Raw genomic sequence first — 24,256 nt, 5'->3', positions numbered from 1 at the left:
GACGGTCAGGCCTTGGCCTTGGCGACTGGCGCCTTGGCCTGGGCGATCGTGGCGGCGGTTTCCTTGGCGGCGCCCATTTCGCCCAGGGCGCGGCGGTACTCGTTCGGGAACACCTTGACGAACTTGGCGCGCGATTCGGCCCAGTGGTCCAGGATGTCCCGCGCGCGCTGACTGCCGGTCCAGCGGTGATGGTCTTCGATCAACTTCTTGAGGAGCGCCTCGTCGGTGCGGGCTTCGCCATCGCCGAGCTTGTGCCAGAGCGCCTTGTCCGTCGTGGCTTCCTGCTCATGCGCGGGAAGCAGCTTGTCGAGCGACACCATGCTGGTGTTGCAGCGCTTGGCGAACTGGCCGTCCTCGTCGAAGACGTATGCGATTCCCCCGCTCATGCCGGCGGCGAAGTTTCGGCCTGTCTTTCCCAGCACCACGGCAGTGCCGCCCGTCATGTATTCGCAGCCGTGGTCGCCCGTGCCCTCGACGACTGCCGTCGCGCCGGACAGTCGCACCGCAAAGCGTTCCCCGGCCACCCCGCGGAAGAAGGCCTCGCCCTTCGTCGCACCGTACAGCACGGTGTTGCCGACGATGATGTTCTTCGTCGCATCGCCGCGAAAGTCGATGGACGGACGCACGACGATGCGGCCACCGGACAGGCCCTTGCCGGTGTAGTCGTTGGCGTCGCCGATCAGGTAGAAGGTGATGCCCGGCGCCAGGAAGGCGCCGAAGCTCTGACCGCCCGTGCCTTCCATCTGGATGAAGATGGTCTGGTCATCGAGTCCCTCCGGACGACGGCGGATCAGCTCGCCCGACAGCATCGCGCCGACGGTACGCCGCACGTTGGTCACTTCCTGCATGAAGCGCACCTTCTCGCCCTTCTCGAACGCAGGCAGGCACTTCTCGATCAGCTTGACGTCCAGCGCGCGGTCCAGGCCATGGTCCTGCTGGTCGTTGTGCAGACGGGCCACATCGGCCGCCAGCTCCGGTCGATGGAAGACGCGGGTGAAGTCCAGACCCTTGGCCTTCCAGTGGCTGATGCCCTTCTTGGTGTCGAGCAGGTCGGCGCGGCCGATCAGGTCGTCGAACTTGCGGATGCCGAGTTGCGCCATGATCTGACGCGCCTCTTCGGCAACGAAGAAGAAGTAGTTCACCACGTGCTCGGGCTTGCCGCTGAATTTTCTGCGCAGCACCGGGTCCTGCGTCGCGACGCCGACGGGGCAGGTGTTCAGATGGCACTTGCGCATCATGATGCAGCCCTCGACGACCAGCGGGGCCGTCGCGAAGCCGAACTCGTCCGCGCCCAGCAGGGCGCCGATGACGACGTCGCGACCGGTCTTCATCTGGCCGTCGGCCTGCACGCGCACACGGCCGCGCAGACGGTTCAGGACCAGCGTCTGCTGCGCTTCCGCCAGCCCCAGCTCCCACGGCGTGCCGCAATGCTTGATCGAACTCCACGGCGAGGCGCCGGTGCCGCCGTCGTGTCCCGCGATCACGATGTGGTCCGCCTTGGCCTTCGCCACGCCGGTCGCGATCGTGCCGACGCCGACTTCGGACACCAGCTTCACCGAGACGTCCGCGCGCGGATTGACGTTCTTCAGATCGTGGATCAGTTGCGCGAGATCCTCGATCGAGTAGATGTCATGGTGGGGCGGCGGCGAGATCAGACCCACGCCCGGCACCGAATGGCGCAGGAAGCCGATGTAATCGGTGACCTTGCCGCCAGGCAGCTGGCCGCCCTCGCCGGGTTTGGCACCCTGTGCCATCTTGATCTGGATCTGGTCGGCGCTGACCAGGTATTCGGTCGTGACGCCGAAGCGGCCCGACGCGACCTGCTTGATGCGTGAGCGCATCGAGTCGCCGTCCTTCAACTCGTAGTCGACCTCGACGACCTTGCTGCCGACGACGTCCGACATCTTCGTGCCGGCGGTGATCTTGATGCCCTTGAGTTCGTTGCGGTAGCGCGCCGGATCTTCGCCGCCCTCGCCCGTATTGCTCTTGCCGCCGATGCGGTTCATCGCGACGGCCAGCGTCGCGTGCGCCTCGGTGGAAATCGAGCCCAGCGACATCGCGCCGGTGGCGAAGCGCTTGACGATGTCCGCAGCCGATTCGACCTCTTCGAGCGGGATCGCCTGACTCGGGTCGAACTTGAACTCGAACAAGCCGCGCAGCGTCATGTGCCGCTTGCTCTGATCGTTGATCAGCTGCGCGTATTCCTTGTATGTGTCGAACTTGCCCGAGCGCGTGCTGTGCTGCAGCTTGGCAATCGCGTCGGGGCTCCACATGTGTTCCTCGCCGCGGGCGCGCCATGCGTATTCGCCGCCGGCGTCGAGCATGTGCTCCAGCACCGGGTCGTCGCCGAAGGCGGCGCGGTGCAGGCGCAACGCCTCTTCCGCGACCTCGAACACGCCGATGCCGCCGACCTGGGTCGGCGTGCCGCGGAAGTACTTGGCGACGAGGTCGGCCTTCAGGCCGATGGCCTCGAAGATCTGTGCGCCGCAGTAGGACATGTAGGTCGAGATGCCCATCTTGGACATGATCTTCGACAGCCCCTTGCCCACCGCCTTGATGTAGTTGTAGATCGCCTTGTCGGCCGATAGCGAGGCCGGCAGCTCCGACGTCATCGCCTGCAGCGTCTCCAGCGCGAGATACGGATGGACCGCTTCAGCGCCGAAGCCCGCCAGCACGGCGAAGTGGTGGACCTCGCGCGCGGTGCCGGTCTCGACGACCAGGCCCGCCGTCGTGCGCAGGCCTTCGCGCACCAGATGATGGTGGACGGCCGACAGCGCCAGCAGCGCCGGAATCGCCACGCGATTCGCACTCAGGTGGCGGTCCGTGATGATCAGGATGTTGTGTCCGCTCTTGATCGCATCGACGGTCTCGGCGCACAACGACGCGAGTTGCGCCTCGACGCCCTCGCGGCCCCAGTCCAGCGGATAGGTGATGTCGAGTTCATACGGCTTGAACTTGCCGTTGGTGTGATGCTCGATCGCACGCAGGCGGGCCATCGACTCGAAGTCGAGCACGGGCTGCGTGACCTCCAGTCGCATCGGCGGGTTCACCGCGTTGATGTCGAGCAGGTTGGGCTTGGGACCGATGAAGCTGTTGAGCGACATCACGATCGCCTCGCGGATCGGATCGATCGGCGGATTGGTCACCTGCGCGAACAACTGCTTGAAGTAGTTGTAGAGCGGCTTGTTTTTGTCGGACAGCACGGCCAGCGGACTGTCGTTGCCCATCGAGCCGATGCCTTCCTCGCCATTGGCGGCCATCGGCGCGAGCAGGAACTTGATGTCCTCCTGCGTGAAGCCGAAGGCCTGCTGGCGATCGAGCAGCGAGGCCGGGAACACCGGCGCGGTGATCTCGGGGGCGGGGATCTCGTCGAGCTTGACGCGGACGTTCTCGATCCACTGGCGATAGGGTCGGGCGTTCGCGTACTGGGTCTTGAGCTCCTCGTCATCGATGATGCGCCCCTGCTCCAGGTCGATGAGGAACATCTTGCCCGGCTGCAGGCGCCACTTCTTGACGACGCGGGATTCGGGGATCGGCAGGACGCCGGACTCGGAGGCCAGGACGACGAGGTCATCGTCGGTGACCCAGTAGCGGGCCGGTCGCAGGCCATTGCGGTCCAGCGCGGCGCAGACCTGTCGGCCGTCGGTGAAGACCATCGCGGCAGGACCGTCCCACGGTTCCATCATCGCGGCGTGGTATTCGTAGAAGGCGCGCCGACGTTCGTCCATCCACTCGTGCTGCTCCCACGCCTCGGGAATCATCATCATCGCGGCGTGCGCGAGCGGATAACCCGACATCGTCAACAATTCGATGGCGTTGTCGAAGGTGGCCGTGTCGGACTGGTGCTCGAAGCTGATCGGATACAGTTTCTTCAGATCGTCGCCCAGCACGGGGGACTTCATGACCCCCTCCCGGGCGCGCATCCAGTTGAAGTTGCCCTTCACCGTGTTGATCTCGCCGTTGTGCGCCACCATCCGGTAGGGGTGCGCCAGCGGCCACTCGGGGAAGGTGTTGGTCGAGAAGCGCTGGTGCACCAGCGCGATGGCGCTGACGACGCGCGGATCGGCCAGGTCCTGGTAGTACTTGCCCACCTGATCGGCCAGCAACAGGCCCTTGTAGATGACGGTGCGGCAGCTCATCGACGGCACGTAGTACTCGCGGCTGTGCGTCAGCTTGAGCGCCTGGATCGCGCTGGAAGCGGTCTTGCGGATCACGTACAGCTTCCGCTCGAGCGCATCGGGAACGATGATGTCGGGGCCGCGGCCGATGAAGATCTGCCGGATGATGGGCTCTTTCTCGCGCACCGTCGGCGACATCGGCATGTCGCGGTCCACCGGCACGTCGCGCCAGCCGATCAGCACCTGGCCCTCGGCCTTGATCGCGCGGGCCAGCTCCTGCTCGCAAGCGAGGCGCGACGCGTGTTCCTTCGGCAGGAAGATCATGCCGACGCCGTACTCGCCGGGCGGAGGCAGCGTGACGCCCTGCTTGGCCATCTCCGCCCGATAGAACTCGTCCGGGATCTGGATCAGGATGCCGGCGCCATCGCCCATCAGCTTGTCGGCACCTACGGCGCCGCGGTGATCCAGGTTCTCCAGGATCTTCAGACCCTGCTGGACGATGTGATGCGCCTTCTGCCCCTTGATGTGGGCGACGAAACCGAGGCCGCATGCGTCCTTTTCATTGGCGCCGTTGTACAGGCCGTGGGCGGCAAGCTCGCGGATCTCGGTCGTGGACGGACCGCTCGCCGGCGTGACCGCCGGGTTCGCGATGGGGGACGATGCTTGCGCGTTGCGCGGATCTTGAGCTGCCGACATCGGTGGCCTCCTGGACTCTCGGATAACGAAACCCGCGCAGGTTAAGACGCGTAACGCAGCGGCACAAGGAGAACTAAATGGGGTCAGTCTCGAATTAGATCGGCCGTTGTGTCGTGGTGTCGGTTAATTGGGGACAGAGTCAATCAAGCCACGGCAGCGGGTTTGATCTTGCGAGGCCGACCCCGAGGGCGCGGACTCATTGGGCGGGTACTCGCCTCGCCAAGCAGTTGCAGGAAACGTGCCGAACCAAGCGGCCACCCCTTGAGTGCGGCATCGATGAGGCGTTGGCGTTCCACCTCCGATTCGCCCTCCTCCAGCCAGCGACGCCAGGTGAGTTCGCGCTCGAAAGGCGTGTTGCCGAGCGCCCAGAATCCAGGCGGATCGCTGATCAGCGGATCTCTCCGACGTCCGAGATGGTGCGCCGCCGACGACCAGGCGAAATCACCGGGCTCGGCACTCAGACCCGCGCGCTGCGGGTTCAACTCGATGCTGCGCATGACGGTCAGCAGATGGCTCTCTGCCTCGAGCGGTGCGGCGCGAAAGCGCCCCTCCCACAAGGTGCCGACCCGGCCATGGCGGAGATTGAAGGCGCTCACGTAACGACGCCCCAGCGCCTGCATCATGCGACTCAGACCCACGTCGGCTGCGGGGGTCGCCAGCAGGTGCAGATGATTCGGCATCACCACGTACGCATGGATCGCGACGCGGTGGGTGGCGGCACTGTCCTGAAGTGCGGCGAGCAACGCCCGGCGATCGTCATCGTCGACGACGATGGGCTGCAAGTTGTGCCCGCGGTGGATCAGGTGGTGAAGATGGCCGGCGAGCGTCAGCCGGGGGAGTCGGGCCATGGCAAGGACAGCAGCAGTAGTCTGTCCCCAATTATGCGGCGATCAGCTTCTTCCCCGTCAACCGCTCGTGCTCCTTGAGCGCGAAGCGGTCGGTCATGCCGGCGATGTAGTCCGAGCAGGCGCGCGCATGGTCGTCGCCGTCCGCGAAATCGGCTGGCAGGTGCCCTGGATCGGCGAGGTACAGCTGGAAGAGTTCCCGCAACACCTGCTCGGCCCGGTCCCGCTGTTGCTGCACCACCGGATGGCGGTACAGGTTGGCGAACAGGAATCGCTTGAGCTCGGTGCTCGCGTGACGCATTTCCGGGCTGAAGCGCACCAGAGGCCCCTTGGCGCGCGCGTCTTCGGCATCCACAGGGGCGGCCGCCTCGATTGCATCGCGGGTCGCGTCGATGATGTCGTAGACCTGCTGCGACAACATGCGGCGGATGGTCTCCGCCAGAAGCCGCTTCCCCACGAGCCCTGGATAGGCGGTCAGCGTCTCGCGCAGATAGCGCCGCACCAGCGGCACCTGCTCCAGTTGCTCCAGGGTCACCAGTCCGGACCTCACGCCATCGTCGACGTCGTGGGCGTTGTAGGCCACTTCGTCCGCCAGGTTGCAGAGCTGCGCTTCGAGGCTCGGCTGCCCGCCGCGGAGGAAGCGCGCCGCCACGCCGCCTGGCTCGCGATCCTCGAGGCGCTGGGCGTCGCGCTTGCTGCAATGCTTGAGGATGCCTTCGCGGCTTTCGAAAGTGAGATTGAGCCCGTCGAATGTCGGGTAGCGCTGTTCGAGCTTGTCGACCACCCGCAGCGATTGCAGGTTGTGTTCGAAGCCGCCATGCGCCTTCATGCACTCGTCCAGCACATCCTGCCCGGCATGGCCGAACGGCGTATGCCCGAGGTCATGCGCAAGCGCGATCGTCTCGACAAGGTCTTCGTCCAACGACAGGCTGCGCGCGATCGAACGCCCCAATTGCGCGACCTCCAGTGAATGCGTCAGCCGCGTGCGGAACAGATCGCCTTCATGGTTGAGAAAGACCTGCGTCTTGTAGACCAGCCGGCGGAACGCCGTGCTGTGGACGATGCGATCACGGTCGCGCTGGAACTCGCTGCGCGTCGGCGCCGACACTTCGGCGTGCCGTCGACCGCGGCTGCGCGCGGGGTCGGAGGCATAAGGCGCGCGCAGCATCATCATGGGCGGTTCGGGCTGTCAGTGGGAGACGGACTCAGTGTGAGCCGCGATCACCTCGGCGACGAGCGCATCCGGCGCCCCCCTCATACCGGCCTTGCCGAGGCCTTCGATGACGACGAATCGGATCTCGCCCCCCTCGTTCTTCTTGTCGACGCGCATGAGTTCGAGCCAGCGATCGATCGGCATCCTGGGCGCCTTCACGGGCAGGCCCGCACGCTCGATCAACCGGGTCATCCGGTCGACGAAAGCCGCCGGGATGAGTCCCAGTCGAGCCGACAACTCGGAGGCCAGCACCATGCCGCAGCCGACCCCTTCGCCGTGCAGCCATGCGCCGTAACCCTGCCCGGTCTCGATCGCATGACCGAAGGTGTGGCCGAAATTGAGGATGGCGCGCAGGCCGGCTTCTCGCTCGTCCTGCCCGACGACCCACGCCTTGATCTCGCAACTGCGCTTCACCGCGTAAGCCAGCGCTGACTTTTCACGGGCGAGCATGGCCTCGAGGTTGTCCTCGATCCAGTCGAGGAAAGACACATCGGCGATCGGTCCATACTTGATGATCTCGGCGAGACCCGCCGAGAGCTCGCGCTGAGGCAGCGTATCGAGCGTGTCCAGATCAGCGATGACTCGCACCGGCTGATAGAACGCTCCGACCATGTTCTTCCCACGCGGATGATTGATGGCCGTCTTGCCGCCGACCGACGAGTCCACCTGCGCCAGCAAGGTGGTCGGCACCTGCACGAACGGAACGCCGCGCATGTAGATCGCTGCGGCAAAGCCGGTCAGGTCGCCGATGACGCCGCCGCCCAGGGCGAACAGCACCGTCTTGCGGTCGGCCGCGCCGGCCAGCAGGTGATCGATGACCGCATCGAGCGACGCCCAGCTCTTGTGCTGCTCGCCGTCCGGCAGGATGACCGCCTCGACCCGCGGATAGTGCGGAGCAAGCTGCCGCTGGAGCCGCTCGAGGTACAGAGGCGCAATCACATCGTTGGTGACGATGAGTGCGGCGGCGGCCCGAGGCAGACCGGACCAGGACGACGACGCGTCGAAGAGGCCGGGGCCGACGAGGATGTCGTAGCGCCGGTCGCCGAGGTCGATGGCGACGGTGGACGTGGAATCAGGAGCCGGAGCGGTCATTCCTGGAAGTGTACGGGGCCTCGGTCGCCCCCACGGTGGCCGCGACCCGGGCCGGATCGATGAGCCCCGCAAGCTCCAGTTGCATCAGGATCATGTTCGCCAAACCGTGCACCGAGGGGCGACTCGATTCGAGCACGAAATGAGCGCAACGCCGGTAGAGCGGGTCGCGCTGCGCATAGAGTTCGCGCAGCTTCGCCAGCGGATTGGCGACCTGCAACAACGGGCGCTGGGTGTCGTGCCTCAACCGCCTGAAGAGTTCTTCAGGCGAGGAGCGTAGGTACACGACTGTCGAATGCGTCTTGAGCAGATCGCGATTGATCTCGCGCAGCACCGCGCCACCGCCGGTGGCCAGGATGAGTTCCTGACCGGCATTCGCGGTCTCGAGCAGTCGCCCGATGGTGCGTGATTCAAGGTCCCGAAACGACGCTTCGCCCTCACGGGCGAAGAAGTCCTTGATCGACTCGCCGCCGAGATCCTTTTCGATCTCGGCGTCGGTGTCAATGAACGCGATGTCGAGCTGCCTGGCCAGCATTCGGCCGACGGTGGACTTGCCACCGCCGGGCATGCCGACCAGGGAGATCACCTGCGACAAACAGGCCTCATGCTCAATTCGAGTTCGTGCAGTAGGTCCCGTCCGAGGCCTTGCGGACGAGGCCATACGGGCTGACCGCGAACGCGGGGGCCACCGTCTTGTCGACCAGCGTGGCCGCGATATACGGCAGGTCGGCGGTGTACGTGGCAGGCGGGCTCAGCACGCCGAATGCGGACGCCGTGATGGTGAAATTCACCCAGCTGGCGACGCTGCGCGGGTACTGCAGCACCAGAACGGCCTGACCATTCGCATCGGTGCGCGTGGAACCCGTCATGCTGATCGACGCATCCGACTTGCGCGGATCCAGCTGGCCGTTTCCGTTGCGATCTTCGATGCCGTCGATCGCACCATTCCGGTTGTCATCCTCGTTCTTGCAGATGGGAGGCTGTCCGGCCACGAAGTTTCCGGGGGTGTCCCGGTCGAAACGGCGCAGCCAAGCATCGCCCTGCAGGCTCCAGTAGCCCTTGTAGTAACCGTTGAGGTCCAACGAAGGCGTGATCTGAACATCCCCCTTGGGCTGACCAGCCGCATCCACGACCAGCACGACGAAACGCTTGATGTAGGTCAGATCATTGGTGGCGACGTCAATGAACTCGTTCGTGCCGATCGTGATCGACAGCGGGTCGGACACCACGGTCAGCGTCGTCATCACCGAGTTCGGGCAGCTGGTAGCAGCGAAGTCGTTGTAGTCCCAGCACGCGCGGATCTGGACACCACCCGTCGGGCTGGCGCGATTGCCCGGGGCATAACTGGTCGTGGCGATGCCGTTGGCGTCCGAGTACACCAGTTGCTGACCCGAGTTGATGGTGCCGCCGATGCTGTTGGCGTCGCCATTCAGGTCAAAACGGACCCGGACGTTCTTCACCGGCAGGTTGCCCGTTGCGAGGAAGATCGCGCGGAGTTCCGCCCGGTTGTTGGTCGACTCCGTGTTGACGCTGACCACGGTCGGGGATGCCTGAACCGACGACGACACCACCGCCGGCGAAGCCGGAGGAACGGTCGACGAGCTCGAGGGCACCGTGACGGTCACCGCAGTGCTGACGCCACCAGACGTGCCGGTGATGTCAATCGGCCCTGCCGTTGCCGGCGCGGTATAGGTGTAGGTGTAGGCACCGTTGGCGTCGGTCGTGCCGGTCGCGGTGGGCAGGCCGGGCGCCGACACCGTGATCGCCTGGAACGTCATCGGGTTCTGGTTGACATCGCTGACACGGAACTCGACACGGTTGCCCGTGGAACCCGCCGTCGGCTGCGTCGGTACAGCAGAGGCCGTCACCTTCACGCCGGTCACCTGGAAGGTCGCCGTGCGCGTCAGGGCATCGCTCTTGGCCGTGACAGTGATCAGCCGGTTGGATTTGTCCGCGCCGCTGGTGATGGTGGCCACGGCCTGGCCCTGCGCATTGGTCGTCGCATTCACGACGGCGACCGTGGAGCCGTTGTCTGCGGTGAAGGAGATACGGATACCGGGAACAACGTTACGTTGCGCATCGACGGCGGTCACCGTGGCGGTCACCTTGTCACTGCCCGTGTTGCCGATGCTGATCTTGTCCAGCACCATCGTCATGTCATTCGCAACCGGTGTCGACGTGATCGGCGGAATGATGTTCAGGCCGATGGTCCGCACCACCGTACCGCTGGTAGCGGTGACAGTCACCGTGCGGTTCGTGTGGTTCGACCCCACCGAGACGGTCGCGACGAGTTGTCCCGAGGTCGCGTCCGTCGTACCCGCTGACGACACAAAGGCCGTGTTCGCGGGATCCTGGACCGAGAAGACCACCGGAGAGCCGCCCACCGCCGTCCGGTTGGCATCCAGCGAGGTCACTGTCAGCTTGGCGGTCTGGGAACCATCGTTCGGGATCGACGCGGCATCGAACACCAGGGACAGGTCAGCCACCTTGCCGCCCGTCACGCTGTCAACGACATCGAAGGTCACCTTCTTTGTGATCGAACCCGTGCCGACAGCGATCGTGATGGTCCGGTTCGTGCGGTCTGCACCGATCGAGACCGTCGCGACCAGCTGTCCGGTGGTGGCGTCAGTCTTGGTGCCACCAGGAGCGACCACCGCGTTGCTGTCGACGGCGAAGGCCAGGGGCACGTTCCCGACCACCTGCCGGTTGGCATCCACGGCCGTCACGGTCACCTTGACCGTGTCGGCACCACTGTTGCTGACCGTTGCGCGGTCCAGCACCACCGACAGGTCGGCCACCGCGGTCGGCGTGGAGCCTCCTCCGCCATTGCCGCCATTGACCGGCGTCCCTGCACTGCCACCACCGCCGCCGCATGCGGCCAAGGTGCCGGCCACAAAGGCGCCCAGCGTTGCGGTTCGAACCAACCGCGCGAACTTCGCGAATATCGTCATTTGCTTGTTACTCCAGCGCGTCGCGCGTCTAAGCGCGACCACTCCCTGTTGCACCGATTTTCAGGACCGAGGCCCGACGCTCAACGCGTCGATGTCACACGGTCGCTCACCACCTTCGGCGTGATGAAGATCAAGAGTTCCGTTTTAGCCGTGCTGCGCGACCTGTTCTTGAACAGATTGCCCAGCAGCGGAATATCGCCGAGATAGGGGACCTTGTTCTCGGATTCGAGATCTTCCTGCGTGTAGATCCCGCCGATCACGACCGTGCCGCCATTCTCGACCAGCACCAGCGTTTGCACATGCTTGTTGTTGATCGCGTAGCCCTGCGGCGTCAGCGTGCCTCGGCTGTCCTTGTTGACGTCGACCGTCAGGATCACGTTGCCTTCCGGCGTGATCTGCGGTGTGACTTCCAACTTCAGCACGGCCTTCTTGAAGGTGATCGACGTTGCACCGCTGGACGTCGACTGCTGATACGGGATTTCTTCGCCCTGCTCGATCAACGCCTTCGTCTGATCGGCCGTGACGACACGCGGGCTGGACACCACCTTGCCGCGACCGTCCGCTTCCAGGGCGGAGATCTCCAGGTTCAGGAAGCGGTTGGCCGTGGCGCTGAACAGCGACAGTGCGAAATTCGCCGCCGTGGCACCGCCGAAGGCATCACCAGCCACGTTGGCCGGGAGACTCACGAACTGCGTGTCCGAGTAGTTGTAAGCCGCCTGCTGGTTCGTCGCCGAACCGACTGCAGAGTAGTTGCCACCGACGGTCACGTAGTTGCTGCCGCCAACGTTGTAGCCCGGAATACCGCCCTGACGTCCACGCAGATCGCTCGCGCCCAACTTCACACCCAGAGCGCGGCCGAACTTGTCATCGGCTTCGACGATGCGCGCCTCGATCAACACCTGGCGCACCGGCACGTCGATCTTTGCGATCAGCGCCTGGATCTCCTCGAGCTTCGAAGGGATGTCGCTGACAAACAGTTGGTTCGTGCGTGTTTCCCAGATCACGCTGCCGCGGGACGACAGGATGCGCGACGTCTGGTTACCGCCACCACCCTGGTTGTTCTGCCCGGTCAAGCCCTTCGCGACCTCTTCAGCCTTCGTGTAGTTCATCTGGAACGACTGCGTGCGCAGCGGCTCCAGTTGGGCCACGGCCTGCTTGGCTTCCAACTCGGCTTTTTCCTTGTTGGCGAGCTCTTCCTTCGGCGCGATCCACAGCACATTGCCGGACTTGCGCATGCCCAAGCCCTTGGCCTGCAGGATGATGTCCAGCGCCTGGTCCCAAGGGACGTCCTTCAGGCGCAGGGTCACGTTGCCGGTGACGGTGTCACTGGTGACGACGTTGAAGTTGGTGAAGTCGGCAATGACCTGCAGCAACGCCCGAACATCGATGTTCTGGAAGTTCAGGCTCAGCTTGTCGCCCGCGTAGCCGGGACCTTGCGTCAGCTTGTTCGGATCGACCTTCTGGGGACGCACCTCAAGCACGAACTGGTTGTCGCTCTGGTAGGCGCTGTGCTCCCAGATGCCCTTGGGTGTCACGACGAGGCGCACGCGATCACCCTGCTGCGTGGCGGTGATCGATTGGACCGGGGTTCCGAAGTCGGTGACGTCCAGCTTGCGACGCAGGCGTTCCGGCAGCGTGCTGCGCAGGAACTCCACCACCAGGTTCTGCCCCTGCTGCTGGATGTCCACGCCGACCTGGCTGCTCGGCAGGTTCACGACAACGCGGCCCGCCCCGTCGTTGCCGCGACGGAAATCGATGTCCTGCAGCCCTTGCGCGGCAGCGTTCTGGCTCGGTGCGAAGTGAACCGGCTCGGCTGCTGCAGCCGCGGTGGCGGCGGGCGCGGCGCCCGCAGCGGCGTCCAGGAAGATCAGCAGCGAGTTGTCCTGCAACTGCGCGCGGAACGTGCTGGCCTGACGCAGATTCAGCACGACGCGCGATCGATCACCGGCCTGCGCGACGTTGGCCGAACGCATGTTGCCCGAATTGATCTCGACCGCGTTGCGTCCGAGGCCGTTCGACACGCCGGGAAGATCCAGCGCGATACGAGGAGGCACCTGCACGGCGAAGCCGCGTGGCAATTCGGTCAACGGCTGCGCCAGTTCGATACGGACGATGTCCGTACCCGACTGCTGGGTCGCACTGATCGACCGGATCATGTTCTGTGCCCACGCCTGCACCGGCAGCAGCACCGCCAGGCCCACGGCGCAGGCCAGCGCTTGCCAGCGCTTGACGCGCCCTTCGGATTCCCTCGTACGGACGCTCATCGAAGCGTTCTCCACAACAGTGTTCTTCATCGTCCCTGCTCCTGAAGCTGGAGAGTACTGGTGCGTTCAATCCATTCGCCCGCAGCGTCCTGGACGACTTCTCGCAACGTGATTTCGGTTTCGCTGATCTTGGTGATGCGGCCGAAGTTCTGCCCCATGTAGTCACCGACCCGCGCCTGGTACAGCAGGTTGTCGACCCGCAGCAATGCGTAGGGACGACCCTCCCTGGAAACGCTGCCGACCATCGCCATCGAATCCAGCGGGAAAGCCTCCAGCGGCTCGCGACGACGCTTCATTTCGGCGGCCAGCAGCGAACTTGGCTGGGCAGCCTCGCGCCGCAACGCCACCGTCAACTTCTGCGTGCTGAAGGGATCGACCACCGCCTGCGCCTCGTAGGGCTGGGGCTGGAAAGTCTTCGGCGGCGTGAGCGGCTTGACGGTGGGGCGCGTCTGCTGGCGCTGCTCCTCCATCCATTGCTGGAGTTCGTCGGAACCGGAGGTACAACCGGCCAGCAGTGCTCCCGTCAGGGTCAAACCGAGCAGGCTGAGCGCGCGCATTCGCGCTGGGTGCCGGGCTGCCATACGAGATGAAGACATGCGAGTGCGAACGAAGCGTGTCATTTCTTCTTCTCCGCCGCCGCCGCCGTCGCCGCGGCCTTCCTCTGTTCCTCGACCTCAGCCGGATCAAGGTAGCGATAGGTCCGGGCCGTGGCTTCCATCGACAGCGTCGTGTTGGTGTCGGTTCGCGGTGGCGTGGCCGCGTTCGGGGAAGCACCTGGCACGACGATCGACAGGTCGTGCAACGTCACGATCCGCGACAGGTTCGAGACATCCGCCGTGAAGGCGCCGATGTCGTGATAACGCCCAGACACCTTGATCGCGATCGGCTGCTCGGCGTAATAGTCGCGCATGACGATGCTCCCGGGCCGGAACAGTTCGAACTGCAGGCCGCGGCCCAAGCCCGCCTGGTTGATGTCCGACAGCAACGCATCCATCTCGGCCTTGCCCGGCAACTGCTTCTCGAGCTGAAGGACGTACTCCTCGACCTGACTCTTCTGCTTGCGCAGCTCCGGCAGGTTCACGGCTTGCGTCAGCTTGTTGTTGAAGTCTTCCTTCAACTGCGGTTCCTTCTGGACCTCAGCGTCCAACGCCGATTGCTCATCCGACAGCACGGCGAACCAGCCCAGCACCACAGTCAAAAGCGCCACCACGACAAAGGCGGCATAGCGCGGTGCCGGCGGCCATTGGCCCGGCTCCTGCATGTTCAGGTTTTGGAACTGGCCGGAGAAGTCCGCGAACCAGGCGTTGAGGTCCAGGTTTTTCATGCTTGCCATGGGGTCCTCACACCTTCTTCGCCGGAGCGTCCGCACCCGGCTTCGCGCCAGGGCCGCTGGCGGCGCCTGCCGCCGGTTCCGGCGTCGCGCTCTTGATGCCGACCTTGATGGAGAAATCGAACAGCCGGCGCGGGTCGCGGGGATTCACCGGCGCCGCCTTGATCTCCACGAGATCGGGACTCTCGACCCACTCCGCCCGACTCAGATTGCGCAACATCTCCGACACGCGCTCATTCGACGCTGCCACGCCGGCGACCACCACCGCCTTGTTGACCTGCCGGACCGACTGCAGGAACACGCCTTCAGGCGTGAACTTCGCGAGCTCGTTGAGCAGGTGCACCGGCGTATTCCGGTCGCTCTGCAGGTTCTCGACCGCGCGCTGGCGTGCACGCAAGGCGTCGATCTCTGCGCGCAACGTCGCGATGTCCTTGATCTGAATGTCGAGCTTGGTGATCTCGGCCTTCAGGTAGTCGTTGCGGCTCGCCTGGGCGGCGGTCAGCTGCTGCAAGAGCAGGTAGATGAAGGCGGCGATCAGCACGCCGACGGCGAAGGACATTCCCAGCCCGACGAAGAACGCGGCCTTGCGGCGCTTGCGCTTCTCCTCACGGTGCGGGAGCAGGTTGATCAGAATCACTGAAAGAACCTCCGCATGGCGAGGCCGCACGCCGTCAGATACGCCGGAGCTTCACGGCGCAGCTTGGATTCGCGCACCGCAGACCCGAGCACCATGTTCTCGAAAGGATTGACCACCATGCACGCGAAGCCGGTCAGTTCGGTCACCCGCTCTTTCAGACCGGGCAGCGTGGCAGTCCCACCGGCCAGCATCACGTAGTGGACCTTGTGATGCGGCGTGCTGGTGAAGAAGTACTGGAGCGCCCGGCCGATCTCCTGCGACAGCGAATCGACGAAGGGATTCAGCACTTGGGTCTCGTAGTCGTCCGGTAGTTCGCCGCTGAGCTTCTTCAGCTCTGCCTCCTCGAACGAGAAGCCGTACTGCCGGGAGATCAGCTGCGTCAACTGCGAGCCACCGAAGGCCTGGTCGCGGTCGTAGAGCATTTCATCGTCACGCAGCACCTTCAGCGAGGTGGTGTCGGCACCGATCTCGAACAGCGCGACCAGCGCATCCTTGCCCTCGTTGGGCAGGGTCTCGACCAGACGGCCGACCGCCATCCGCGATGCGTGGGATTCGATGTCCAGCACGACCGGCTTCAAGCCTGCGGCTTCCGCCAACGCCTGACGGTCCTGCACGCGATCCTTGCGGGACGCGGCGATCAGCACCTCGACGTCACCGACCGACGTCGGGCTCGGACCGATCACGCAGAAATCCAGCGAGACCTCGTCCAGGGAGAACGGGATGTACTGGTTGGCTTCCGCCTCGACCTGCAGCTCGAGCTCCTCCTCGCGGAGGCCGGCCGGCAGCATGATCTTCTTGGTGATCACCGAACTCTGCGGCATCGCCAGCGATGCCTGCCGGGTCCTGCTGCCACTGCGCGTGACCACCCGGCGGACGGCGTCCGCGACCTCGTCGAATTTCTCGATCTGGCCGTCAGTAATCCAGCCCTTTTCGAATGGCTCCGTGGCGAAACGTTCAAGCACGTATTCGCCGTTCGAGTTTTGACTCAATTCCACAAGCTTGACGCTGGACGATGAGATGTCCAGGCCAATCATGGGTGGATGCGCACGTCCGCGCAGTAGGTCCAACAGCCCCATGATGCGTTCCCCCAACGCGCCGCTCATGCGCCGGTTTGTTAATAAGTTACTTGAATGCTATCAGCAAAGCCTTTGTCGCCCCAAGGCAAAGCGGTCACAGCAAGTAACGCAGCGTTGCGTAACATACACGCCATCTATGGGTGGTAAAGCGCCAAAAAATGACGCATTTACTCCCCATTTGGAATGGGCTTGCTGAGATTCCCGCTTGGCCGAATCCCCGTCCAAGACACCTTCAAGAGGGATGTCCCGGGTGGGAGAAAAGGCAGCCGCGCAGTGTCCGCCAAAGTCTCCACGACGCCTGTAACAGTCAAGAGGCAGCGGATCGGACAGCCGGAGCCCCGTCTGGGGCCGTTCCTATAATCGTCGCTCGCGGCCCGCATCGTCACCCGTACAGGCCCTGATAGGGCGCGGCCAGGCACGCAAGATTGCACACTCCGGCCCATGCCCTCGAAGAATTCCCCCGACAACGAACCCTCCTTCGACGCCCCGTCCGATTCGGGCCAGGGCAGCGCTTCCAGGAAAGGGAAGAGCGAGAAGCAAGCCACCGCTCGAAAGAAGGCCGAGCGCGACGCCAAGCCGCGCCGGCCCTGGTTCGTGCGGCTGCTCGGCTGGCTCTTCGGGCTGGTGCTGGCCGGGGTGGGCGCAGCCGTGCTGCTGGCCGGCATGGCCTTGGCGATCGCCTACCCGCAGTTGCCTGACATCAGCGGCCTCACCGACTACCGGCCGAAGTTGCCGCTGCGGGTGATGTCCAGCGAGGGCCAGCTGTTGGCCGAGTACGGGGAGGAGCGCCGCAGCTACTCCGACATCCGCGAGATCCCCAAGGTGATGCAGGACGCGATCCTGGCCATCGAGGACGCGCGCTTCTATCAGCACGGCGGCGTGGACTACCTGGGCGTGATCCGGGCCGGCCTGGCCAACGTGAGCGAGTCCAAGAGCCAGGGCGCCTCCACCATCACGATGCAGGTGGCGCGGAACTTCTATCTCTCCACCGAGAAGACCTTCACCCGGAAGATCTACGAAATCCTGCTGGCGCTGAAGATCGAAAGCGCGCTGCCCAAGGAGAAGATCCTCGAGATCTACATGAACCAGATCTTCCTGGGGCACCGCGCCTACGGCTTCGCGGCGGCCAGCGAGGTCTACTTCGGCAAGCCGCTCAAGGACTTGTCGATCGCCGAGGCGGCGATGCTCGCCGGGTTGCCGAAAGCACCATCTGCTTACAACCCGATCAACAATCCTCGCCGTGCACTGTTGCGCCAGCAATACATCATCGACCGGATGCTGGAGATGGGCTTCATCACGCCCGAGCAGCACGCCCAGGCCAAGGCCGAGAAATTGCGTATCCGGCCGCCTCAGGAGGCCGCCAACCATGCCGAGTATGTGGCCGAACTCGCCCGCCAACTGATCTTCAGCCAGTACGGGGATGAGGCGTACACGCGCGGCCTGAATGTCTACCTGACCTTGCACGCCGACGAGCAGGAGCGTGCCTACCGCTCCCTGCGCCGCGGGATCATGGACTACGAGCGCCGCCAGGTGTACCGGGGGCCCGAGGCCTACGTGGACCTGCCGGCCGACCCCAAGGAACTGGACACCCGCATCGCCGAGGCGCTCTCCGACCATCCGGCCAACGACGAACTGCTGGCGGCCGTGGTGCTGGAGTCCAGCCCGAAGCAGGTCGTGGCGGCGCTGCAGAGCGGCGAGTCGGTGACCATCACCGGCGAGGGCCTGAAGCCGGCCACTTCCGGGCTGTCCGACAAGGGCAACCCGAAGACGCGCATCCGCCGCGGTGCGGTGATCCGCGTGATCAAGCTGTCCAGGAACAACAAGGACGAGTGGACGATCACCCAACTGCCGGAGGTCGAGGGCGCGATGGTGGCCCTCAGCCCGAAGGACGGCAGCGTGCGGGCGCTGGTGGGCGGCTTCGACTACAACAAGAACAAGTTCAATCACGTCACGCAAGCCTGGCGGCAGCCGGGCTCCAGCTTCAAGCCGTTCATCTACTCGGCCGCGCTGGAGAAGGGCTTCAACGGCGCGACCGTCGTCAACGACGGGCCGCTGTTCTTCGACGCGACGACGACCGGTAGCCAGCCGTGGGAACCGAAGAACTACGACGGTCAGTTCGACGGGCCGATGCCGCTGCGACGCGCGTTGGCCAAATCCAAGAACATGGTGTCCATCCGGGTGCTGCAGTCGGTCGGCGTGAAGTACGCGCAGGACTGGATCACGCGCTTCGGCTTCGACGCGGACAAGCACCCGGCCTATCTGACGATGGCGCTGGGCGCCGGGTCGGTGACGCCGATGCAGATGGCCCAGGCCTACTCCGTCTTCGCCAACGGCGGTTACCGCATTGCGCCGCAACTGGTGCAGCGCATCACCGATCACGCCGGCCGCGTGCTTTATCAGCAGCAGCCCAAGACCTTCGAGGATTCGCAGCGCGCCATCGAACCCCGCAACGCCTACCTGATGGACAGCCTGCTGCAGGAGGTCGCACGCAGCGGCACGGCGGCCCGCACGCAGGCCACGCTCAAGCGCCCGGACATCTACGGCAAGACCGGCACGACCAACGACTCGATGGATGCCTGGTTCGCCGGTTTCCAGCCGGAGCTGGTGTCGGTGGTGTGGATCGGCTACGACCAGCCGCGCAAACTGGGCGATCGCGAGACCGGCGGCGGCTTGGCGCTGCCGGTGTGGATCGAGTTCATGCAGTACGCGCTGCGCAACACGCCGGTCCAGGAAATCCAGCCGCCCGAAGGCGTCGTCAACTTCAATGGCGAGTGGTACTACGACGAGTTCGCTGGCAACAGCGGCGTGAAGGCGCTGGGCAACGAGGAGCACGTGCCCACCAGCGGCTCGGAGGAAGAGAAGAAGAGCATCCTCGACCTTTTCAAGCGATAGCCCTTTCGCTTCCTCGAACGCCTCAGACTCTCCCGGATCGACCCGATCGGGAGGCCTTTTCGGAGGTCAAGGAGGGAATTCGACTGCCGGGAGGCAGTCGAAGGAGGGACACGGAGAAAAGGCCTCCCGGTCGGGTCGATCGCGCTCGATCGACGCAGTCAGACTGCGGAGAACGCCAGCGTCTTGCCCGCGTGATGTGAAGCTTCCTCCGACAGCCGCGCGAAGAAAGCGACGCCATCCTTGGTGTCTATCCATTGCCCGTCGACGAACTTGAAGTGATAACCGCCGCGCCGCGACGCGAGCCAGAGTTCGTGCAACGGCGGCTGCGTGTTCACGACGATCTTGCTGCGATCCGGGAACTCCAGCTCCAGCAGTCCGCCGGTGCGATGCTGGTCGATGTCGACCACATCGTCGTCGAGCCAGGCGTCGATGTCGGATTCGATGCTGGTCAACACGGCGTCGGTGCGGGCGTCGTAGTCGGCATCGGTGAGCGGAGTGGGCGTCATGGGCAGTCGGAAGGGGGCTCGCGAGGGACTAGACTGCGAGCCCATGAAGAACGTGAAGACGCGAAGTGTAGGCGCTGCCTCCACGCCGACCCGCCGCCGCGCCACCAAGGCCATGACGACCCTGATGTTGTGCGCGGCCGCGCTCGCCGTCAGCGCCTGCGGCCAGAAGCGCCCACTGCAATTGCCGCAGGCCAAACATCCGGCGCCCGTCTCGGGGTCGACGGCCTCACCGTCCGCCTCATCGCCCACCTCATCACCGAGCTCGGCGGCTAGCGCCGCGAACTGACGCTGCGAGCTCCGCGCCAGGCGGACTTCAGATCCGACCTTCTTCCACCGCGTGGCAGGCCACGCGCGTTCCCTGGACCGTGAGCAACTGCGGTCGCTCCGCGCTGCAGCGCGCGTTCGCATGCGGGCAACGGGGGTGGAAGCTGCACCCGCTCGGGGGATTCAACGGATTCGGCACTTCCCCCTGCACGGGGGTGCGCGAACGCCCCGTCATGTGGATGTCCGGAATCGCGTCGAGCAGCATCCGCGTGTAGGGATGCCGCGGCGTCGCGAACAACGCTCGCTTGTCGGCCTGCTCGACCAGCCGGCCCAGGTACATCACGCCCACCTGATCGGCCACGTGCCGCACCACCGCGAGGTTGTGCGAGATGAACAGGTAGGTCAGCCCCTGCTTGCGCTGCAGGTCCTTCATGATGTTCAGGACCTGCGCCTGCACCGAGACGTCCAGCGCGGAGGTCGGCTCGTCGCAGACGAGGAACTCCGGCTCGGTCGCCAGCGCGCGCGCGATCGAGATGCGCTGACGCTGGCCGCCGGAGAATTGATGCGGGAACTTCTCCGCATCCGCGGGCGACAGGCCCACCGATTGCAGCAGATCGCCGACGCGCTGCTTCAAGCCCTGCACGTCTCGCACCAGGCCATGCTCGCGCAGCGGCTCGGCGACGATGTCCTGCACTTTCCAGCGCGGGTTCAGGCTCGCATACGGATCCTGGAAGATCATCTGCATCCGGCGCCGCAGCGCCAGCGCCGCCGGCCCCTTCAGCGTGGTCGCGATGTCGGCATCGTCGAAGCGGACCTCGCCATGCGTCGGCGCGTACAAGCCGACCAGCAACCGGGCCACGGTGCTCTTGCCGCAACCCGACTCCCCGACCAGGGCGAGCGTCTTCCCCTTCTCGATCGCGAAACTGACGCCGTCCACCGCATGGACGAACTGCCGGGGCTTGCGTTCGATCACGCGATTCAACCAGGGTGCCGACACGTCGAAGGTCTTCGCCAGGTCGCGCACCTCGACCAGGATCGGACCCGGCCCGGCGATCGCCTGTCCGCCATCCGCCGCGCCCGCCGAGCGCGGCGGCATCTCATTCAGCACCGTCATGCCACGCCTCCCTGCACGACGGCGACGTCCGCGGCATGCAACCAGCACGCCGCCTGGGTCGCGGTTGCCTTCATCAACTCAGGGCGCTGCTCGTGGCAGCGGTCGAACGCACGAGGGCAGCGCGGATGGAAGGCGCAGCCGGTCGGAATCGAGGTGAGGCGTGGCATCGCGCCGTCGATCTGCACGAGCCGCTCGCGGTCCTCGTCCATCGCGGGGATGGAACCCATCAGGCCCGAGGTGTACGGGTGGCCGGGACGGTGGATCACCTCCTGCACCGGTCCGATCTCCGCGACACGCCCGGCATACATGACCGCCACGCGGTCGCAGGTCTCGGCGATCACGCCCATGTCATGCGTGACCAGCATCACCGCCGCCCCCTGCTCGCGGCAGACGCGCTTCAACAAGGCGATGATCTGCGCCTGGATGGACACGTCCAGCGCCGTGGTCGGCTCGTCGGCGACGATGAGCTTCGGATCTGCCGCGAGCGCGAGCGCGATGACCACGCGTTGCCGCATGCCGCCGGAGAACTGATGCGGGTACTGGTCCACGCGGGCCTCCGGCGCCGGGATGCCGGTCGCCGCGAGGAGTTCGATCGCGCGGGCACGTGCCTGCTTCGCGCTGAGGCCGAGGTGCGTCGTGATCGTCTCGATCAGTTGCCGACCCACCGTGTACAGCGGATTCAGCGAGGTCAACGGATCCTGGAAGATCGCGCCGATCTGGCGACCGCGCACGCGGCGCATCTGGTCGGCGGGCAGGTTGTCGATGCGTCGGCCGTCGAGCAGGATCTCGCCGCCGGCGATGCGCCCGGGCGGCTCGAGCAGGCCGATGATCGCCGAACCGGTCAGCGACTTGCCGGCGCCGGATTCACCGACGACGCCGAGCACTTCGCCCGGCGCGATGTCGAAGGACACGTCGTCGAGCGCGAGCAGCGTGCCGCGCCGGGTCGGGAACTCCACGCGCAGATGGCGGACTTGCAGCAGGGGGGCGGGTGCGGTCATGGGGCCGTCCATCGATCAGCGCAGGCGGGGATTGAGCGCGTCGCGCAGCCAATCACCGAGCATGTTCACCGACACCGTGATGAGCACCAGCATCGTGCTGGGCCAGATCGTGATCCACCATTCGCCGGAGAACAGGAAGTCGTTGCCGATGCGGATCAAGGTGCCCAGCGAGGGGCTGGTCGGCGGCACGCCGACGCCCAGGAAGGACAGGGTCGCCTCGGTCAGGATCGCCGACGCGACCTGCAGCGTCGCCAGCACCAGCACCGGACCGGTGACGTTGGGCAGCACGTGGCGCCACATGATCGCCATCGGCTGGACGCCGATCACGCGCGCCGCCTGCACGTACTCCTTGTTGCGTTCGACCATCGTCGAGCCGCGCACCGTGCGCGCGTACTGCACCCAGCCGGTCAGCGAAATCGCGAGGATGAGCACCGCGAACGCGAGCGACTCGTGCGCGTCCTTGAACACGACACGACCGACGCCATCGATCAGCAGCGCGATCAGGATGGACGGGAAGGAGAGCATCACGTCGCAGATGCGCATGATGAAGGCATCCACCTTGCCGCCGACGAATCCGGACAGCAGGCCAAGACCGACGCCGATGATCATCGACAGGATCACCGACGCCACACCCACCAGCAGCGAGATCCGCGCGCCGTACATGATCGCGGAGAGCAGATCGCGCCCCTGATCGTCGGTGCCGAGCAGGTATTTCGACGATCCCCCTTCGACCCACGCCGGCGGCAGCCGCGAGTCCATCAGCTCCAGCGCGGAGAGGTCGAAGGGATCGTGCGGCGCGATCCAGGTCGCGAACAGGGCGCAGACCAGGCAGCACAGTGCGACGACGGCCGCGACCATCGCGAACGGCGACCGCGTGAACGAGTGCCAGACGTCGCCGTCGAGGAAGCGCTTCAGCGCATTCGGCGGACGTGGCGTCGGCGAGCCGGAGGCCGGCGCAGGAGGAAGGGAAGCGGTCATTCGGGGATCGGAAGAGCGGGCTGTCGGGTCGATGGCGGGCGGGCGGGACGGGAACGAACCCGCTCAATGCGGCGCGAGCGGCAGGCCCTGCTCGACCAGGGCCGCGAACAGCGCGGACCCGAGTGGCAGGATCTCGTCGTTGAAGTCGTAGCGCGGTTGATGCAGTCCGCAAGGCCCACCTTGCCCCAGCCGCAGGTAGGCGCCGGGCCGGGCCTGCAGCATGAAGGCGAAGTCCTCCGAACCCATGCTCGGCACGAGCTTGTCGTCGACGTTCTCGGCGCCGACCAGCGATTGCGCGACACGCACGGCGAAGTCGGCTTCGCGCGCGCTGTTGACCGTCGCGGGATAAAGGCGCTGGTAATCGACCTTGGCGCTCGCGCCGAAGCCCAGCGCGACGGATTCGACCAGGCGCGTCATCCGCTCCTCGAGCAGTTGCTGCACCTCGGGCTTGAAGCTGCGCACGGTACCGGTCAACTGCGCGGCCTCGGGGATCACGCTGAAGGCGCTCGGCTCACCGGCATGCATCGAGCACAGGCTGACGACCGCCTGTTCGATCGGCGCGATGTTGCGCGACACCAGGCTCTGCACCGCGGTGATCACGTGGCCGGCGATCAGCACCGGATCGACGCTCAGGTGCGGGTGCGCACCATGGCCGCCGCGGCCCTGGATCGTGATGTTCACGCGGTCCGCCGCCGCCATCATCGCGCCGCGGTTCAGGCCGATCTTGCCGGGCGGCAGGTGCGGCCAGTTGTGCATGGCATAGATGGATTCGACGGGGAAGCGGTCGAACAGGCCGTCGGCGATCATCTCGCGCGCGCCGCCGTATCCCTCCTCGCCAGGCTGGAACACCAGCACGGCCGTGCCCGCGAAGCGCCTCGTCTGCGCCAGGTAGCGGGCCGTGCCCACCAGCATCGCGCAATGGCCGTCGTGGCCGCACGCATGCATCAGGCCGGGCGTCGAGGAGCGCCAGGCGAAGTCGTTCTGCTCACGCAGCGGCAGTGCGTCCATGTCGGCACGCAATCCGAAGAGTCTTGGCGCGGTACCCGGCGTCGTCTGCCCATGGATGGTCGCGACGATCCCGGTGCGCCCGAGACCCTGGTGGATCTCATCGACGCCGCAGGCCTTCAGCGCCTGCACGATGCGCGCGGCGGTGCGATGCTCTTCGAAGCCGAGTTCCGGCATCGTGTGCAGTTCGCGGCGCAACGCGACGAGCTCACCGCGCGCCTCGAAGAGCCGCTGGTAGGTGCCCGCCGCGGTGGCGGTCAGGTGCTCTGGAACGTTCATG

At 65.5% G+C, this 24,256-nt stretch carries 18 protein-coding genes; 2 read left to right on the top strand and 16 right to left on the bottom strand.

Translation table 11 applies throughout. The features are described from left to right. Nucleotides 1–5: 5 nt before the first annotated feature. From AC07O8_RS09505 to AC07O8_RS09455, 11 genes are all read right to left on the bottom strand, one after another. On the bottom strand, nt 6–4,814 hold the full coding sequence (locus AC07O8_RS09505) for a glutamate synthase-related protein (protein WP_495047787.1): 4,809 nt from the start codon (nt 4,812–4,814) through the stop codon (nt 6–8). Between the two features lie 143 nt (nt 4,815–4,957). Next, complete coding sequence (locus tag AC07O8_RS09500; RefSeq protein WP_495047786.1) at nt 4,958–5,662, bottom strand: transposase; 705 nt, start codon at nt 5,660–5,662, stop codon at nt 4,958–4,960. Nucleotides 5,663–5,693: 31 nt separating this feature from the next. Continuing rightward, on the bottom strand, nt 5,694–6,827 hold the full coding sequence (locus AC07O8_RS09495) for a deoxyguanosinetriphosphate triphosphohydrolase (RefSeq protein WP_495048124.1): 1,134 nt from the start codon (nt 6,825–6,827) through the stop codon (nt 5,694–5,696). Between the two features lie 21 nt (nt 6,828–6,848). After that, nucleotides 6,849–7,964 (bottom strand): 3-dehydroquinate synthase, encoded by a 1,116-nt coding sequence (gene aroB / locus AC07O8_RS09490; RefSeq protein ID WP_495047785.1) that lies wholly within the window; start codon nt 7,962–7,964, stop codon nt 6,849–6,851. Beyond that, on the bottom strand, nt 7,945–8,556 hold the full coding sequence (locus tag AC07O8_RS09485; protein WP_495047784.1) for a shikimate kinase: 612 nt from the start codon (nt 8,554–8,556) through the stop codon (nt 7,945–7,947). The genes aroB and AC07O8_RS09485 overlap by 20 nt, the downstream gene beginning before the upstream one ends. A 13-nt stretch (nt 8,557–8,569) precedes the next feature. Continuing rightward, on the bottom strand, nt 8,570–10,912 hold the full coding sequence (locus AC07O8_RS09480) for an Ig-like domain-containing protein (protein ID WP_495047783.1): 2,343 nt from the start codon (nt 10,910–10,912) through the stop codon (nt 8,570–8,572). An 80-nt stretch (nt 10,913–10,992) separates the two neighbouring features. Continuing rightward, nucleotides 10,993–13,176: a type IV pilus secretin PilQ gene (locus AC07O8_RS09475; protein WP_495048123.1), complete on the bottom strand. Its 2,184-nt coding sequence runs from the start codon at nt 13,174–13,176 to the stop codon at nt 10,993–10,995. Nucleotides 13,177–13,202: 26 nt separating this feature from the next. Beyond that, the gene (locus tag AC07O8_RS09470) at nt 13,203–13,733 is read right to left on the bottom strand and encodes a pilus assembly protein PilP (RefSeq protein WP_495047782.1); all 531 of its coding nucleotides are present in this window, start codon (nt 13,731–13,733) and stop codon (nt 13,203–13,205) included. A 59-nt stretch (nt 13,734–13,792) separates the two neighbouring features. Next, nucleotides 13,793–14,509: a type IV pilus inner membrane component PilO gene (locus AC07O8_RS09465; RefSeq protein WP_495047781.1), complete on the bottom strand. Its 717-nt coding sequence runs from the start codon at nt 14,507–14,509 to the stop codon at nt 13,793–13,795. A 7-nt stretch (nt 14,510–14,516) separates the two neighbouring features. Beyond that, complete coding sequence (locus tag AC07O8_RS09460; protein WP_297528811.1) at nt 14,517–15,143, bottom strand: PilN domain-containing protein; 627 nt, start codon at nt 15,141–15,143, stop codon at nt 14,517–14,519. Continuing rightward, nucleotides 15,140–16,219, bottom strand: a complete 1,080-nt coding sequence (locus tag AC07O8_RS09455; RefSeq protein WP_297528858.1) for a pilus assembly protein PilM — start codon at nt 16,217–16,219, stop codon at nt 15,140–15,142. Before AC07O8_RS09455 ends, AC07O8_RS09460 begins: the two co-directional genes overlap by 4 nt. A gap of 441 nt (nt 16,220–16,660) precedes the next feature. On the opposite strand from AC07O8_RS09455, the gene AC07O8_RS09450 reads away from it, so the two are divergent. After that, nucleotides 16,661–19,111 carry a penicillin-binding protein 1A gene (locus tag AC07O8_RS09450; protein WP_495047780.1) on the top strand — a complete coding sequence of 817 codons (2,451 nt, stop codon included), beginning with the start codon at nt 16,661–16,663 and terminating at the stop codon, nt 19,109–19,111. A gap of 158 nt (nt 19,112–19,269) precedes the next feature. Here AC07O8_RS09450 and cyaY read toward each other — a convergent pair whose 3' ends face one another. Further along, nucleotides 19,270–19,617: an iron donor protein CyaY gene (gene cyaY / locus AC07O8_RS09445; RefSeq protein ID WP_495047779.1), complete on the bottom strand. Its 348-nt coding sequence runs from the start codon at nt 19,615–19,617 to the stop codon at nt 19,270–19,272. Between cyaY and lptM the strand changes: the two genes are divergently transcribed. Next, nucleotides 19,616–19,903: an LPS translocon maturation chaperone LptM gene (lptM, locus tag AC07O8_RS09440; RefSeq protein ID WP_495047778.1), complete on the top strand. Its 288-nt coding sequence runs from the start codon at nt 19,616–19,618 to the stop codon at nt 19,901–19,903. The genes cyaY and lptM overlap by 2 nt on opposite strands. 27 nt (nt 19,904–19,930) lie before the next feature. Here the strand turns inward: lptM and AC07O8_RS09435 are convergent, their stop codons facing one another. From AC07O8_RS09435 to AC07O8_RS09420, 4 genes are all read right to left on the bottom strand, one after another. Then, nucleotides 19,931–20,995 carry an ABC transporter ATP-binding protein gene (locus AC07O8_RS09435; RefSeq protein WP_495047777.1) on the bottom strand — a complete coding sequence of 355 codons (1,065 nt, stop codon included), beginning with the start codon at nt 20,993–20,995 and terminating at the stop codon, nt 19,931–19,933. Further along, nucleotides 20,992–21,993, bottom strand: a complete 1,002-nt coding sequence (locus AC07O8_RS09430) for an ABC transporter ATP-binding protein (RefSeq protein ID WP_495047776.1) — start codon at nt 21,991–21,993, stop codon at nt 20,992–20,994. Before AC07O8_RS09430 ends, AC07O8_RS09435 begins: the two co-directional genes overlap by 4 nt. A gap of 15 nt (nt 21,994–22,008) precedes the next feature. Further along, nucleotides 22,009–22,971, bottom strand: coding sequence for an ABC transporter permease (locus tag AC07O8_RS09425; protein ID WP_495047775.1), 963 nt, complete (start codon nt 22,969–22,971; stop codon nt 22,009–22,011). A gap of 63 nt (nt 22,972–23,034) precedes the next feature. Continuing rightward, a complete protein-coding gene (locus tag AC07O8_RS09420; protein ID WP_495047774.1) occupies nt 23,035–24,255 on the bottom strand; it encodes a M20 aminoacylase family protein in 1,221 nt (406 codons plus the stop codon). Nucleotide 24,256: the final 1 nt, after the last annotated feature.

It is taken from the genome of Roseateles sp. GW821-FHT09G09 (assembly GCF_059415965.1).
The sequence above is the reverse complement of the archived record's forward strand: the minus strand, read 5'-3'. Positions and strand labels throughout refer to the sequence as shown.

What these genes read in the sequence shown, in the direction of transcription:
- AC07O8_RS09505 (WP_495047787.1), bottom strand. Translation starts at nt 4,814, where the DNA reads ATGTCGGCAGCTCAAGATCCGCGCAACGCGCAAGCATCGTCCCCCATC.
- AC07O8_RS09500 (WP_495047786.1), bottom strand. Translation starts at nt 5,662, where the DNA reads ATGGCCCGACTCCCCCGGCTGACGCTCGCCGGCCATCTTCACCACCTG.
- AC07O8_RS09495 (WP_495048124.1), bottom strand. Translation starts at nt 6,827, where the DNA reads ATGCTGCGCGCGCCTTATGCCTCCGACCCCGCGCGCAGCCGCGGTCGA.
- aroB (WP_495047785.1), bottom strand. Translation starts at nt 7,964, where the DNA reads ATGACCGCTCCGGCTCCTGATTCCACGTCCACCGTCGCCATCGACCTC.
- AC07O8_RS09480 (WP_495047783.1), bottom strand. Translation starts at nt 10,912, where the DNA reads ATGACGATATTCGCGAAGTTCGCGCGGTTGGTTCGAACCGCAACGCTG.
- AC07O8_RS09475 (WP_495048123.1), bottom strand. Translation starts at nt 13,176, where the DNA reads ATGAGCGTCCGTACGAGGGAATCCGAAGGGCGCGTCAAGCGCTGGCAA.
- AC07O8_RS09470 (WP_495047782.1), bottom strand. Translation starts at nt 13,733, where the DNA reads ATGCGCGCGCTCAGCCTGCTCGGTTTGACCCTGACGGGAGCACTGCTG.
- AC07O8_RS09465 (WP_495047781.1), bottom strand. Translation starts at nt 14,509, where the DNA reads ATGGCAAGCATGAAAAACCTGGACCTCAACGCCTGGTTCGCGGACTTC.
- AC07O8_RS09455 (WP_297528858.1), bottom strand. Translation starts at nt 16,219, where the DNA reads ATGGGGCTGTTGGACCTACTGCGCGGACGTGCGCATCCACCCATGATT.
- AC07O8_RS09450 (WP_495047780.1), top strand. Translation starts at nt 16,661, where the DNA reads ATGCCCTCGAAGAATTCCCCCGACAACGAACCCTCCTTCGACGCCCCG.
- lptM (WP_495047778.1), top strand. Translation starts at nt 19,616, where the DNA reads ATGGGCAGTCGGAAGGGGGCTCGCGAGGGACTAGACTGCGAGCCCATG.
- cyaY (WP_495047779.1), bottom strand. Translation starts at nt 19,617, where the DNA reads ATGACGCCCACTCCGCTCACCGATGCCGACTACGACGCCCGCACCGAC.
- AC07O8_RS09435 (WP_495047777.1), bottom strand. Translation starts at nt 20,995, where the DNA reads ATGACGGTGCTGAATGAGATGCCGCCGCGCTCGGCGGGCGCGGCGGAT.
- AC07O8_RS09430 (WP_495047776.1), bottom strand. Translation starts at nt 21,993, where the DNA reads ATGACCGCACCCGCCCCCCTGCTGCAAGTCCGCCATCTGCGCGTGGAG.
- AC07O8_RS09425 (WP_495047775.1), bottom strand. Translation starts at nt 22,971, where the DNA reads ATGACCGCTTCCCTTCCTCCTGCGCCGGCCTCCGGCTCGCCGACGCCA.
- AC07O8_RS09420 (WP_495047774.1), bottom strand. Translation starts at nt 24,255, where the DNA reads ATGAACGTTCCAGAGCACCTGACCGCCACCGCGGCGGGCACCTACCAG.